Source organism: Actinopolyspora mortivallis DSM 44261 (assembly GCF_000384035.1).
Classification (GTDB): domain Bacteria; phylum Actinomycetota; class Actinomycetes; order Mycobacteriales; family Pseudonocardiaceae; genus Actinopolyspora; species Actinopolyspora mortivallis.
Genome location: NZ_KB913024.1, coordinates 114915 through 128481, shown reverse-complemented (window position 1 = coordinate 128481; position 13567 = coordinate 114915). Strand labels below are relative to the sequence as shown.

Below are 13567 nucleotides of genomic sequence, written 5' to 3'. Positions count from 1 at the left end.
GCGTCCCCTCTTCTCCGGCAGTTTCGCGAGAGTTCGAGCGGCGGGCCACCGTCACAGGGTCCCCACCGACATCAGTGCGGCGACCAGCAGGACACCGCCGAGCAACATGGACATCGCGTAGGAGCGGACGAAGCCCGTCTGCCACCTGCGCAGCACCCGCGAGGTCGCGCCGAGCGTCAGGGCCAGGCCGTTGACCGCACCGTCCACACCGGCCCGGTCGAAACGGGACAGTCCGTTCGCCAGCCCCACGGTCGGACGCACCGCCACCGCGTGGTTCAGCGCGTTGCCGTACAGGTCGGCGCGGGCGGCGCGGACCAGCGGCGAGACCCGCTGGGGCCGGGCCTCCGGCACGGGGCGACGCCCCACCACCAGCCAGGCCGACAGCACGCCCAGCGCGGAGAGTCCCAGGGTCAGCACCGGTATCACCGAGTGCGGCAGCACCGCGTGCCCCTCGTGCAGCTGCCCGAGTGTGGGCTCCAGCAGACGCACCAGCCGGTCCCCACTGGTGAACACGAAACCGGCCGCCACCGAACCGACGGCGAGCACGATCATGGGTCCGGTCATGACCGGCGGCGACTCGTGCGGGTGGAAACTCCGGCCGTCCGCCGTGGTGCGGTTCTCCCAGCGGCGCTCGCCGAAGAAGGTCATCAGCATCAGCCGGGTCATGTAGAAGGCGGTCAGCCCGGCACCGAGCACCGCGGCCCCGCCGAACACCCAGCCCCGCCAGCCGGGTTCGCCGAAGGCGGCCACGATGATGGCCTCCTTGGAGTAGTACCCGGACAGGAAGGGGAAACCGATCAGCGCCAGGTAGCCCAGGCCGAAGGTGACGAAGGTGATCGGCATGTGGCGGTACAACCCGCCGAAACGGCGCATGTTCACCTCGTCGTTCATGCCGTGCATGACCGACCCGGCGCCGAGGAACAGCCCGGCCTTGAAGAAGCCGTGGGTGAGCAGGTGCATGATCCCCAGCGCGTACCCGGCCGGACCGAGCCCCACCGCCAGCATCATGTAACCGATCTGGCTGACCGTGGAGTAGGCGAGCACCTTCTTGATGTCGTCGTAGGCGCAGCCGATCACGCAGCCGACCAGCAGGGTGACCGCCCCGACCAGGGCGACGACCAGCTGCCCCGTGCCGGTGAGACTGTAGAGCGGATTGGCCCTGGCGATCAGGTACACCCCGGCGGTGACCATCGTCGCGGCGTGGATCAGGGCCGACACCGGAGTGGGGCCCTCCATGGCGTCGGGCAGCCAGGCCTGCAACGGCACCTGGCCGGACTTGCCGCAGGCGCCGAGCAACAGCAACAGGGTCACGGCCAGCAGCGCTCCCGAGGGCAGTTCACCGGCGCGGGCGAAGACCTCGGCGTACTGCGTGGTGCCGAGATGGGCGAACATCAGGAAGATCGCCAACGCCAGTCCCACGTCGCCGACCCTGTTCATGACAAAGGCCTTGGTGGCTGCTCCCGCCGCCGAGGGACGCTGCTGCCAGAAACCGATCAGCAGGTAGGAGGCCAGCCCCACGCCCTCCCAGCCCAGGTACAGGGTCACGAAGCTGTTGCCGAGCACCAGGACCAGCATCGCCGCGACGAACAGGTTCAGGTAGCCGAAGAACCGGCGGCGTTCGGTGTTCGCGCCGCCGGTGCGCCCCTGCTGGTCGTGGGCCATGTAGCCGATCGAGTAGATGTGAATCAGCGCGCCGACACCGGTGATCAGCAGCACGAACACCAGCGACAGCGGGTCGATCCGCAGTCCGAAGTCGACCTGCAGGGCGTTGACCGGGATCCAGGAGAACAGGTGCAGCGACCGCGCCGGCGGTCCCTCTCCGGTCACCGAGGCGAACAGGGCCAGGGAGTACCCGAAGGAGGCGATCACCGTGGCGCAGCCCAGCAGGTGTCCCCACCCGTTGGCGCGTCTGCCCGCCAGCAGCAGCACCGCCGCACCGAGCAACGGGACCGCGATGATCAGCCACGCGTTGTTCTGAATCGCCCCCTGGGCCGTCTGCACCGGCTCCGGAGCGGCCAGCATGGAAGTCGTCACGCTGTCTCCCCATCCGTTCCGTGGGTTCATGCGCTGTGCGTCCGTTCGGTGTGGGCTAGTACTTCAGCAGGTTGGCGTCGTCGACGGACGCGGATTGGCGGGTGCGGAAGATGGACATGATGATCGCCAGCCCGACCACCACTTCCGCGGCGGCGACGACCATCACGAAGAAGGCCATGACCTGTCCGTCGATCGTGCCCTCGACGCGGGCGAAGGTCACCAGGGAGAGGTTGACCGCGTTGAGCATCAGCTCCACGCACATGAACAGCACGATCGCGTTGCGCCGTATCAGCACCCCGACCGTGCCGATGGTGAACAGCAGTGCCGAAAGCAGCAGGTAGTGGGTGGGGGTCACTGCCTGACCTCCTCGGGTGAGTCGGCGCCGGGGTTCTCGGGGACGTCACCGTCCACGGTGGGCACGGAACCGTTGCCGCCGTGGTCGTCACCGTCACCGCCCCGCGCGGAACCGGAAGCCTCCGCGGAGGAGTGCTCCTCGCCCCGTTCCCGCTGTTCGGAGGACTCCTCGGAGCCGCTCCACCGGGGGGAACGGCCGGTCAGCGCGTGCGGGTCGGGGGACTCGACCTCGCCGGATACCGCCTCGCGGTCGGGCCGCAGCCGCTCCACCGGAGTGTTGTCCAGAATCTCCGACAGCGAGTCCTCGGCCACCGAACCGTCCGGCAGCAACGCGGGGGTGGCCACCGAGTTCGCCGTGGCGTACACACCGGGACCCGGCAACGGGGAGGGACGGGCGTACTCGCCGCGGAACCGCGCCCGCACCGTCTCCCGCTGGCTCATGCGGGGCTTGCGCCCCTTGCCGCCGTAGGCCAGCACCATCGCCCCGAGAGAGGCGGTGATCAGCAGCGCCGAGGTGAGCTCGAACGGGAACAGGTAGTCGGTGAAGATCACCTGGCCGAGTCCGCCCGCGGCTCCCCCGCCCGGGGCCCACGGGTCCAGCGGGGCGGCCGGAACCACCCCTTCCAGCGACCGGGCCAGCCCGGCGGTGAGCAGCACCGCCAGCGCCACCCCGAGCACCCCCGCGACCAGCCGCTGGCCGCGCAGCACCTCCACCACCGAGTCGGAGGCGTCCCTGCCGACCAGCATCAGCACGAACAGGAACAGCATCATGATCGCGCCGGTGTAGACGATGATCTGGGTGAACCCGAGGAACTGCGCGTTCTGGGCCATGTAGAGCACCCCGAGGCTCAGCATCGTCAGCACCAGCCACAGCGCCGAGTGCACGGCGCTGCGCGCGAACACCATGCCGAGCGCGCCGAGCAGGGCCAGCGGCCCGAGAATCCAGAACACCACGGTCTCGCCGGTGCCGATGACGCCCTGCTGGGCCAGCGGCGTCTGCGCGAGCACCGTGCCGGCTGCCGTCAGGATCATCACCGCACGGCCTCCTCGTCACCGGTCTCCACCGTCGTGTTCTCGGGGACACCCTGACGACGGGCGAGCTCCGGACCGTTCACGTAGTAGTCCTGCTCGTCCTCACCGAGCCGCATCCCGTGCGGCGGCTGCTCCATACCCGGCAACAGCGGGGCGAGCAGGTCCTCCTTGGTGTAGATCAGGTTCCGTCGGTCGTCGTCGGCGGTCTCGTACTCGTTGGTCATCGTCAGCGCCCTCGTCGGGCAGGCCTCGATACAGAGTCCGCAGCCGATGCACCTGAGGTAGTTGATCTGGTAGTCGAACCCGTAGCGCTCCCCCGGGGAGTACCGCTCCTCCTCCGTGTTGGTCCCGCCCTCGACGAAGATGGCGTCGGCGGGGCAGGCCCAAGCGCAGAGCTCGCAGCCCACGCACTTCTCCAGCCCGTCCGGGTGCCTGTTGAGCTGGTGCTTGCCGTGGAAACGCGGCGCGGGGATCTTCTTGACCTCGGGGTACTCCTCGGTGAGCACCGTCTTGAACATCTTGGACAGCGTGACCCCGAAGCCCTTCAGCGGATCAGTCATTCCCATCGGGATCCTCCTTCGTCGATCCGGTGGACTCCTGGCCGGACTCGGGCAGCCGCGCGCGCCCGCCCGAGGTGGCCGAGACGGTGGTCCCGCGTGGGCTCTCGGGAACCCGCAGGTCCACGGGCGGTACCGGGTATCCCCCGCCGGTCAGCGGCACCTCGTCCTCGTCGTGCTCGGCCGGTTGCGGTTTCCGGTCCGGTACCAGGAAGGCGAGCAGTAGCAGGGCCACCACCACTCCCCCGCCGATGAACAGGAACTCCCGGGAACCGACCAGGTCGGCGTTGCGCACCCCCCGGATGGCGGTGACGGCACAGATCCACACCAGACTCAGCGGGACCAGCACCTTCCACCCGAGGTTCATGAACTGGTCGTAGCGCAGCCGAGGCAGGGTGCCGCGCAGCCAGACGAAGACGAACAGGAACGCCATCGTCTTGAGCAGGAACCACAGCACCGGCCACCACCCGGTGTTGAGCACCCCGTCCCCGACCAGGTAGAGCGGCCACGGCGCGTGCCAGCCGCCGAGGAACAACGTGGTCGCCAGCGCCGAGACCGTGACCATGTTGATGTACTCGGCGAGGAAGAACAGCGCGAACTTCAACGAGGAGTACTCGGTGTGGAACCCTCCGACCAGCTCGGACTCCGCCTCGGGAAGGTCGAAGGGGGCGCGGTTGGTCTCGCCGACCATCGCGATCGCGTAGACCACGAAGCTGAACGGAAGCAGCGCGAAGAACCACCCGTTCTCCTGGGCCGCCACGATGCCCGATGTGGACAGCGTGCCCGCGTAGAGGATGACCGCGATGAACGACAGCCCCATCGCGATCTCGTAGGAGATCACCTGCGCTGCCGAACGCAGCGCCCCCAGCAGCGGGTAGGGGGAGCCGGAGGACCAGCCAGCCAGCACGATGCCGTAGACCCCGACCGAGGCGCTGGCCAGCACCACCAGCAGGCTCACCGGCAGCTCGACCAGCTGCAGGGCGGTGCGCTCGCCGAGGATGGTCACCTCCCCGCCGACCGGGATCACCGAGAAGGCCACCAGCGCGGGGGTCGCCGAGACCACCGGGGCGAGGACGTAGATCCACTTGTCGGCCAGCACCGGGCGGATGTCCTCCTTGAAGGCGAGCTTGAGCCCGTCCGCCAGGGACTGGAGTATGCCGAAGGGCCCCGCCCGGTTCGGGCCGGGGCGCTGCTGCATCCTGCCGATGACCCGGCGCTCCGCCCAGATGGTCAGCAGGGTCATCACCACCAGGAACGCGAAGGTTCCCACCACTTTGAGCAGGATCAGCCAGATGGGGTCGTCGGCGATCAGGCGTGCCGTCTCGTTCATGGTTACGCGCCTCCCCCGTCGGCCTGGCGGGATCCGCCGTCGTTGTCGGCCCGGCCGTTGCCGTTGGGGCCGCCGTGTCCGGCGTGCCCGTTGGTGCGGTACCGCTCGTGCACGGCCGTCAGCGGGATCTCCCGCTCACTCGTACCGGCCGGGACCTCCGCCCCGGCGGCGTCCTCCGGATCGGTCACGCCGCCGCGCGGGGGCGCGGAGCTGGCTGCGATGTCCACCACCGCTCCGTGTCCGAGGCCGAGCTTCCGGTTGATCCGGGACTCCCCCGAGTTGCCGGGCACCCAGACGACCCCGTCGGGCATGTCCACCACCTCGGAGTCGAGGGTGAGCTCCCCTCCCCCGTCGGTGGTGATCACCACAGGTTGGGGAGCGCTCACCCCCAGCTGACGCGCGGTTTCGGCGGAGAGCCGGGCGACGGGGGGACGGGCCGTTCCGGCCAGGTGCGGCTCCTCGTCCTGCAGGCTCCCGTTGTCCAGCAGGTGTCTCCAGGTGGCCAGCAGTGCCCGTCCCGGGCCGGGGCGCGGCGGGGCCTGCGCGGACACGTCCGGCGGCTGGGGACGTACCCCCGGATTCGGGCCGAGCCGTTCGATCTCACCGGCCACCGCGGCCGGGGTCTGGGTGAACAGGTCCACGTCCATCTCCACGGCCAGCGTGTCCAGCACCCGGCAGTCCGGCACCGCGCCGGTTCCCTCGATGGTGATCTCGAACTCCCTGGGCCGCCCCTCCCAGTTGAGGAAGGTGCCGGACTTCTCGACCGTGGGGGCCACGGGCAGCACCACGTCGGCGTGCTCGGTCACCCCGGTGGGGCGCAGTTCGAGGCTCACCAGGAAGTCGACCGCCCGCAGGGCGCGGTCGGCCCGGGCCGGGTCGGACAGGTCCTCCGGGTCCACCCCGCCGACCAGCAGGCCGGACAGTTCCCCCGACTCGGCGGCGGCGAGGATCCCGTCGAGATCCCGTCCCGGCCGCCCCGGGATGGTGCCCTCCTCGGCTCCCCACTGCCGTTCCAGGTCCGCGCGGACCACCGGGTCCGTGACCGGGCGGCCGCCCGGCAGCAGCGTCGGCAGGGTTCCCGCGTCCACGGCCCCGCGCTCCCCGGCGCGCCGGGGGATCCAGGCCAGTCGCGCGCCGGTGCGTTCGGCGGCGCGCATCGCGGCCGAGTACAGCCCCGGGATCCGGGCGCCGCGCTCGCCGACCACCAGCACCGCTCCCGGTTCGCTCAGCCCGCGCTCCACCTCCTCGGGAAGTTCGGACAGCGCCACGGCCTCCTCACCGGGCAGGCAGCGCAGCAGCTCTCCGCTGTGGACGGGGCCCCCGGCCCCCATGACGTCGGTGGTCTTCTCCACGCCGGGCGAGTACCACTGTCCGAGGTGGAACACCCTCGTCCCCCCGTTGCGGGCCGCCTTGCGCAGCCGCAGGAAGACGATGGGCGACTCCTCCTCCGGTTCGAAGGCCACGCACAGCACCGTGGGCGCGGCCTCCAGGTCGGCGTAGGTGACCGCCCCACGCTCCGGGCCGGTGCCGACGACGGCCGCGCCGAGGAAGTCCAGTTCCTCGGGGGAGTGCGGGCGGGCACGGTGGTCGACGTCGTTGGTGCGCAGCGCCATGCGGGCGAACTTGCCGTAGGCGTAGGCGTCCTCCCGGGTGAGCCTGCCGCCGGGCAGCACCCCCACACCGCCCGAGTCGCGGGCGTCGAGCAGCCCCTCGGCGGCCACCCGCAGCGCCTCGGTCCAGGAACTCTTGCGCAGCCGCCCCGACTCGGAGTCCCGCACCATCGGTGTGGTGAACCGGTCGGCGGCGGTGGCGTAGCGGAACGCGAAACGTCCCTTGTCGCAGTTCCACTCCTCGTTGACCTCGGGGTCCTCCCCGGCGAGCCTGCGCATGACCTTCCCGCGCCGCCAGTCGGTGCGCTGGGAGCACCCCGAGGAGCAGTGCTCGCACACCCCGGGGGTGGAAACCAGGTCGAACGGGCGGGAGCGGAAGCGGTAGGCGGCGCTGGTCAACGCCCCCACCGGGCAGATCTGGATGGTGTTGCCGGAGAAGTAGGACTGGAAGGGCTGCTCCTCCCCGGTGCCGATCTGTTGCAGCGCCCCCCGTTCGAGCAGTTCGATGAACGGGTCACCGGCTATCTGCTTGGAGAACCGGGTGCAGCGCTGACACAGCACGCAGCGCTCCCTGTCCAGCAGGATCTGCGAGGAGATGGACACGGGCTTGGCGAAGGTGCGCTTCTGGTCCACGAACCGCGAGTCGGCACGCCCGTGCTTGAGGGCCTGGTTCTGCAGCGGGCACTCCCCGCCCTTGTCGCAGATCGGGCAGTCCAGCGGGTGGTTGATCAGCAGCAGCTCCATCACGCCCTGCTGGGCCTTGTCCGCCACCCGCGAGGTCCGCTGGGTCCGGACCACCATCCCGTCGGAGACGGCCAGGGTGCAGGAGGCCGCCGGTTTGGGCATGGGCTTGCCGTTGACCTCGACCTCCACCAGGCACTGTCGACACGCGCCGGCGGGGTCCAGCAGCGGATGGTCGCAGAAACGCGGGATCACGATGCCCAGCCGTTCCGCCGTGCGGATCACCAGTTCCCCCTGGGGGGCGTCCACCTCGATCCCGTCGATGGTCAGCCGGACGTGCCCCTCGGGCACCGGCCGGGGTTCTGCGGTGTCGTTTCCGGACGCGGATGCCACCGTCATCGGGCCACTCCTGCCAGTGCGGATTCACGATCCTGTGTGTTGTCCTGACCGCGGTTGCTCTCGCACAGGGCGAGGAACTCCTCGCGGAAGTACTTGATGCCGCTGGTGATGGGGCTGACCGCGCCGTCGCCGAGAGCGCAGAACGAACGACCCAGCACGTTGTCGCAGACGTCGAGCAGCGTGTCGATGTCCTCCTCGGTGCCACGTCCGGCCACCATCCGTTCCAGCACCTGGGCCATCCAGAAGCAGCCCTCCCGGCACGGGGTGCACTTGCCGCAGGACTCGTGCTCGTAGAACTGGGTCCACTTCATCACCGCCCACGGCACCGAGACCGTCTCGTTGAAGATCATCAGGGCCGTGGTCCCCAACATCGACCCGGCCTCGGTGGCCCCCTCGAAGTCCAGCGGCACGTCGAGGTGGTCGGCGGTGAACAGCGGCGTCGAGGAGCCTCCGGGGGTCCAGAACTTCAGCGGGACGCCGTCCTTCATGCCCCCGGCGAGGTCGAGCAGCTCCCGCAGCGTCGTCCCCATCGGGGCCTCGTACTGCCCCGGGCGTTCGACGTGTCCGGACAGCGAGAAGATCTTGGGTCCCGGGGACTTCTCGCGGCCCATGGAACGGAACCACTCGGCGCCACCGTTGACGATGTAGGGCACCGAGGCGATCGTCTCGACGTTGTTGACCGTGGTCGGGCAGGAGTACAGCCCGGCCTGCGCGGGGAAGGGCGGCTTGAGCCGGGGCTGGCCGCGTTTGCCCTCCAGCGAGTCCAGCAGCGCGGTCTCCTCGCCGCAGATGTAGGCCCCCGCCCCGGCGTGTACCACCACGTCCAGGTCGAAGCCGGAGTCGAGGATGTTGCGGCCGAGGTAGCCCGCCTCGTAGGCCTCGCGTACCGCGTGGTGCAGCCTGCGGATGCAGTGCAGCGCCTCGCCGCGCACGTAGATCATGCAGTGGTTGGCACGCATCGCGTAGGCGGCGATCACGCAGCCCTCGATCAACGAGTGCGGGTCGGCCATCATCAGCGGGACGTCCTTGCAGGTGCCCGGCTCCCCCTCGTCGGCGTTGATGACCAGGTAGTGGGGTCGGGAGCGCTCCTTGGGCATGAAGCCCCACTTGACGCCGGAGGGGAAACCGGCCCCGCCGCGTCCGCGCAGCCCCGCCGACTTGACCAGTTCGGTGATCTGGTCGGGATGGGCGGCCAGGGCGGTGCGCAGGGCGGTGTAGCCCTCCAGCTGCTCGTAGGTGCGCAGCGACCAGGACTCGGGGGACAGCCAGCGCCTGGTCAGCACCGGGGTGAGCGGGGCGGAACCCGCGCTGGCCGTCGTGCCGTGGGTGTTCGCTTCACTCATCGCCCGCCTCACTTCGTGTCCGGGACCGGCGGAAGGTCGACCTCGTCGGGCATGGGCGGCGCGGTCCAGCCCTCCTGCCGGGCCAGTTCCGCACCGCGCACCGTCTCCGGGGCGGACGCGGAGGCGGTGGCCCCCTCCCGTGCCCCGGGTCCGTCGAAGAACCCGGCGAGTTGACGCTCGGTGTCCTTGAAGTCGGTCAGCGGCGCCCCCCTCGTGGGGTGGGGAGGCTCCCCCCGGCGCAGCGCGCGCACCGTCTCCAGCGCGCGCTCGGCGGTCTGGTGGTCGAAGTACTCGTAGTTGACCTGCATCACCGGGGCGAAGTCGCAGGCGGCCAGGCACTCCGCGTGTTCGAGGGTCACCGAGCCCTCGCTGCCCGGCGTGCCCGCCGTCTCCTCGTGGCCGACCCCGAGCTCCTCGGACAGGGCCCGGTAGGTCTCGTCCCCGCCCATGGCCGCGCACAGCGTGTTCGTGCACACGCTGACCAGGTACTTCCCGCAGGGCTCGCGTTTGTACATGGTGTAGAAGGTGACCACCGCGTTCACCTCGGCGGTGGACAGTGCCAGCTGCTCGGCGCAGAAACGCATCCCCTCCGTGGTGACGCACCCCTGCACCGACTGCACCAGGTGCAGCATCGGCAGCAGCGCCGAACGCGAGTCCGGGTAGCGCTCGATGATGGCCCCGGCCTCGGCCCGCACCCGTTCGTCGAACACGTCCGCGTCGGATCCGGCGTGTTCGGCGGGGGTCGGTCCGCTCGGGTCGAGCACGTGCTCGGTTCTGGTGTAGTCGAACTGCTCGGTCATTTAACGATCCACCCCACCCATCACCGGATCGATCGAGGCGACAACGGCGATCACGTCCGCGACCAGACCGCCTTCGGCCATCGCGGGAAAGGCCTGCAGGTTCACGAAGCTGGGGTCCCGCACGTGGACCCGCATGGGTCGGGTTCCGCCGTCGGAGACCATGTGGTAGCCCAGTTCGCCCCGGGGTGCCTCCACCGGCACGTAGACCTGCCCCGGGGGCACGTCGAAGCCCTCGGTGACCAGCTTGAAGTGGTGGATCAGCGACTCCATCGACTGGCCCATGATCTTGCGCACGTGCTCCAGCGAGTTGCCCATGCCGTCCGGGCCGACGGTCAGCTGCGCGGGCCAGGCGATCTTGGGGTCCTCCACCATGACCGGGCCGGACTCCAACTTGTCCACGCACTGGCGGACGATGCGCAGCGACTGCCGGATCTCCTCGACCCGCAGCAGGAACCGGGCGAAGCAGTCGGCGTCGGTGCTGGTGGGGACCTCGAAGTCGTACTCCTCGTAGCCGCAGTACGGCTGGATCTTGCGCAGGTCCCAGCCCAGACCGGCCGAACGCAGGATCGGCCCGCTGGTTCCCAGGGCCAGACAGGCGTCCAGCGGGAGGTGGCCCACCCCCTGCAACCGCTGCTTCCAGATCGGCTGCCCGGAGAACAGCTTGTCGTAGTCGGTCAGCCTGCTGTCCATGACCTTGCAGAACTCCAGGATCTTCTCCCGGTGGTTCTCCGGCAGGTCCTGGGCCACCCCTCCGGGTCGGATGAAGGCGTGGTTCATCCGCAGCCCGGTGAGGAACTCCAGCAGGTGCAGCACCTCCTCGCGGTCGCGGAAGCCGTAGGTCATCCCGGTGGTGGAACCGAGCTCCATGGCCCCGGTGGCCAGGAACACCAGGTGCGAGGAGATGCGGTTGAGCTCCATCAGCAGCACCCGGATCGTCTCCGCCCGCTTCGGCGCGGAGATCCCCAGCAGCTTCTCCACTCCCATGCAGTAGGCGGCCTCGTTGTAGAGCGGAGCCAGGTAGTCCATCCGCGTGACGAAGGTGACGCCCTGGGTCCAGGTGCGGTACTCGGTATTCTTCTCGATCCCGGTGTGCAGGTAGCCGATCACCGAACGGGCCTTGGTGACCCGCTCGCCCTCCAGTTCCAGCACCAGCCGGAGCACGCCGTGGGTCGAGGGGTGCTGCGGTCCCAGGTTGATGACGACGCGTTCCTCCCGGTCGGCGTCGTCGAGGAAGTCGTCCCAGTCCCCTCCGGTGACCGTGTAGACCCTTCCCTCGGTGGTCTCCCGTGCCTCCGCCGAGAACGGGTCACCACCGGAACGGGAACCGGCGGCCTGGTCGGCGTCGATGCTCATGAGTCCTCCTCGAAGGGCGCTGCCCGACCGCCACGGCGGGCGCGCCCGACGGATTCACAACCGCTCACGTGTAGGACCTGCGCTGGTCGGGCGGGGGCACCTCGGCGCCCTGGTACTCCACCGGGATGCCGCCGAGCGGGTAGTCCTTGCGCTGCGGATGTCCGTGCCAGTCGTCCGGCATGAGGATGCGGGTGAGCCCGGGGTGTCCCTCGTAGACGATCCCGAACATGTCCCAGGCCTCGCGTTCCTGGAAGTCGGCCGTGGGGTAGACCTCCACCACGGACGGAACCCGAGGTTCCTCCGCGTCGACGGCCACCTCCACCCGGATCCTCCTGCGGTAGGTCATGGAGGTGAGGTGGTAGACCGAGTGCAGGCGACGCGGAACCTCGGGTCCGTAGTCCACACCGGACACGCTGCTGCAGAACTCGAAGCGCAGCCGCTGCTCGTCGCGGAAGATGCGGCAGATCTCCACCAGGTACTCGGGGTCCACGTAGAAGGTGATCTCCTCGCGGTCCACGGTGATCCGCAGCACCGCCTCCGGGGGAACACCCCTGTTGTTCATCCCCTCGAACAGCCCGTCGGCGACCTCGTCGAACCAGCCTCCGAAGGGCCGCTCGGCGGCGGGCGGCACGTAGGCGGGCAGCCGCAGGCCGCCGTAACCGGAGGTGTCACCGGTGCCGGTGACACCGAACATGCCCTTGCGGGGACGACCCGCCACCACCTCGCGTTCCTCGGTGTCGGGACCGGTGTGCTCGGCCGCCGTCTCGGGAAGGCCGCCCGAGGCCTGTTCACCGCTCATCGACAATCACCTGCCAGTCGATATCTCGTCGCGCCGCCCGGAACCACCGGAGCCTGCCGGCGGCAGGCTCTCCACACCGGCGGCCCCGAGTTCGCCCTCCGCGCCCATCTCGCGGCGCTGGGCCCGCTGCTGGCGCTGGGCCATCCTGCGTTTGCCCGCCCGTTTCGGCGCGTACTTCTCGGAGGAGGCCGTCAGCTCGGTGCGTTCGCCCCGCTCGGCCCGCAGCTCCGCGCGCTTGGCGTTGATCGGCTCGTCCATGACCTTGGCGTGCAGCTTGAGGATCGCGTCGAGCAGCATCTCCGGGCGGGGTGGGCAGCCGGGCAGGTACATGTCCACCGGCACCACGTGGTCCACGCCCTGCACCACCGCGTAGTTGTTGAACATCCCGCCGGTGGAGGCGCACACGCCCATGGCCAGCACCCAGCGCGGTTCGGGCATCTGGTCGTAGATCTGGCGCAGCACCGGCGCCATCTTGTTGGTGACCCGGCCGGCCACGATCATCAGATCGGCCTGGCGCGGGGTCGCCGAGAACCGCTCCATCCCGAACCGCGCGATGTCGTAGCGCGATCCGCCGACCGTCATCATCTCGATCGCGCAGCAGGCCAGACCGAACGTCGCGGGCCACATCGAGGTCTTGCGGGTCCAGTTGACCAGCTTCTCCACGTTGGCCAGCAGGATGCCGTTCGGCAGGCTCTCCTCAAGCCCCATCTCGGCACTCCCTTCCACGAGCAGCCCCGACCGGCGAGGCAGTGATCCGGGCGTTGTCCCAGCGCGGCGTCATGGTCACTCCCAATCGAAGCCACCACGCCGCCACACGTAGAGGTCGGCGAAACCGAAGGTGACGATGAACAGGATCACCGCGACCACGCCGTAGAGCCCGAGCGCGTCGGCGGAGACCGCGTACGGGAACAGGAAGACCATCTCGATGTCGAACAGGATGAACATCATCGCCGTCAGGTAGTAGGCGACCGGCATGCGACCGCCACCGCCGACCGGCTGCGGCGATGGTTCGATGCCGCACTCGTAGGCGTCGAGCTTGGCGCGGTTGTACCGGCGCGGGCCGACCAGCGGCGCGATCGCGACGGAGAACACGGCGAAGCCGAACGCCAGCGCGAACATCAGCACCAGCGGGATGTAGGGATCCAGCACTGTGCCTGCCTCCTTACTCCGGTTCCCGCGGCCCTCCGAGCCGATCCGGCGGCCGCATCCCGGACTGTATGCGGTCGCCCGAATCCACCCTGTATTGAGGTGAACCTAACTTTATGAGTTACGGCA

The 13567-nt window shown here is 69.6% G+C and carries 12 protein-coding genes; all 12 read right to left on the bottom strand.

Annotated elements, in window-relative coordinates:
* Positions 1-51: 51 nt before the first annotated feature.
* On the bottom strand, positions 52-2022 hold the full coding sequence (gene nuoL, locus ACTMO_RS0100700; protein ID WP_019852729.1) for an NADH-quinone oxidoreductase subunit L: 1971 nt from the start codon (positions 2020-2022) through the stop codon (positions 52-54).
* Between the two features lie 67 nt (positions 2023-2089).
* A complete protein-coding gene (gene nuoK / locus ACTMO_RS0100695; protein WP_019852728.1) occupies positions 2090-2389 on the bottom strand; it encodes an NADH-quinone oxidoreductase subunit NuoK in 300 nt (99 codons plus the stop codon).
* Positions 2386-3420 (bottom strand): NADH-quinone oxidoreductase subunit J, encoded by a 1035-nt coding sequence (locus ACTMO_RS0100690; protein WP_033401609.1) that lies wholly within the window; start codon positions 3418-3420, stop codon positions 2386-2388. The genes nuoK and ACTMO_RS0100690 overlap by 4 nt, the downstream gene beginning before the upstream one ends.
* Positions 3420-3986 (bottom strand): NADH-quinone oxidoreductase subunit NuoI, encoded by a 567-nt coding sequence (gene nuoI / locus ACTMO_RS0100685; RefSeq protein WP_026449433.1) that lies wholly within the window; start codon positions 3984-3986, stop codon positions 3420-3422. Before nuoI ends, ACTMO_RS0100690 begins: the two co-directional genes overlap by 1 nt.
* A complete protein-coding gene (nuoH, locus tag ACTMO_RS0100680; protein ID WP_019852725.1) occupies positions 3973-5307 on the bottom strand; it encodes an NADH-quinone oxidoreductase subunit NuoH in 1335 nt (444 codons plus the stop codon). Before nuoH ends, nuoI begins: the two co-directional genes overlap by 14 nt.
* A 2-nt stretch (positions 5308-5309) precedes the next feature.
* Positions 5310-7997 (bottom strand): NADH-quinone oxidoreductase subunit G, encoded by a 2688-nt coding sequence (locus ACTMO_RS0100675; RefSeq protein WP_019852724.1) that lies wholly within the window; start codon positions 7995-7997, stop codon positions 5310-5312.
* Positions 7994-9340, bottom strand: a complete 1347-nt coding sequence (nuoF, locus tag ACTMO_RS0100670) for an NADH-quinone oxidoreductase subunit NuoF (RefSeq protein ID WP_019852723.1) — start codon at positions 9338-9340, stop codon at positions 7994-7996. Before nuoF ends, ACTMO_RS0100675 begins: the two co-directional genes overlap by 4 nt.
* Positions 9341-9348: 8 nt before the next feature.
* Positions 9349-10140, bottom strand: a complete 792-nt coding sequence (gene nuoE / locus ACTMO_RS0100665; RefSeq protein WP_019852722.1) for an NADH-quinone oxidoreductase subunit NuoE — start codon at positions 10138-10140, stop codon at positions 9349-9351.
* Complete coding sequence (locus ACTMO_RS0100660) at positions 10141-11493, bottom strand: NADH-quinone oxidoreductase subunit D (RefSeq protein ID WP_019852721.1); 1353 nt, start codon at positions 11491-11493, stop codon at positions 10141-10143. It abuts the gene before it with no gap.
* Between the two features lie 64 nt (positions 11494-11557).
* Complete coding sequence (locus ACTMO_RS0100655; RefSeq protein ID WP_026448736.1) at positions 11558-12292, bottom strand: NADH-quinone oxidoreductase subunit C; 735 nt, start codon at positions 12290-12292, stop codon at positions 11558-11560.
* 6 nt (positions 12293-12298) lie between these two features.
* A complete protein-coding gene (locus ACTMO_RS23575) occupies positions 12299-13000 on the bottom strand; it encodes an NADH-quinone oxidoreductase subunit NuoB (protein ID WP_019852719.1) in 702 nt (233 codons plus the stop codon).
* Between the two features lie 75 nt (positions 13001-13075).
* Positions 13076-13441: an NADH-quinone oxidoreductase subunit A gene (locus tag ACTMO_RS0100645; protein ID WP_019852718.1), complete on the bottom strand. Its 366-nt coding sequence runs from the start codon at positions 13439-13441 to the stop codon at positions 13076-13078.
* Between the last annotated feature and the right edge of the window lie 126 nt (positions 13442-13567).

Bases quoted from the DNA above. Each gene is read 5' to 3' on its own strand.
- ACTMO_RS0100675 (WP_019852724.1), bottom strand. From the start codon at position 7,997: ATGACGGTGGCATCCGCGTCCGGAAACGACACCGCAGAACCCCGGCCG.
- ACTMO_RS0100690 (WP_033401609.1), bottom strand. From the start codon at position 3,420: ATGATCCTGACGGCAGCCGGCACGGTGCTCGCGCAGACGCCGCTGGCC.
- ACTMO_RS23575 (WP_019852719.1), bottom strand. From the start codon at position 13,000: ATGGGGCTTGAGGAGAGCCTGCCGAACGGCATCCTGCTGGCCAACGTG.
- nuoH (WP_019852725.1), bottom strand. From the start codon at position 5,307: ATGAACGAGACGGCACGCCTGATCGCCGACGACCCCATCTGGCTGATC.
- ACTMO_RS0100655 (WP_026448736.1), bottom strand. From the start codon at position 12,292: ATGAGCGGTGAACAGGCCTCGGGCGGCCTTCCCGAGACGGCGGCCGAG.
- nuoF (WP_019852723.1), bottom strand. From the start codon at position 9,340: ATGAGTGAAGCGAACACCCACGGCACGACGGCCAGCGCGGGTTCCGCC.
- ACTMO_RS0100660 (WP_019852721.1), bottom strand. From the start codon at position 11,493: ATGAGCATCGACGCCGACCAGGCCGCCGGTTCCCGTTCCGGTGGTGAC.
- nuoL (WP_019852729.1), bottom strand. From the start codon at position 2,022: ATGCTGGCCGCTCCGGAGCCGGTGCAGACGGCCCAGGGGGCGATTCAG.
- nuoI (WP_026449433.1), bottom strand. From the start codon at position 3,986: ATGGGAATGACTGATCCGCTGAAGGGCTTCGGGGTCACGCTGTCCAAG.
- nuoE (WP_019852722.1), bottom strand. From the start codon at position 10,140: ATGACCGAGCAGTTCGACTACACCAGAACCGAGCACGTGCTCGACCCG.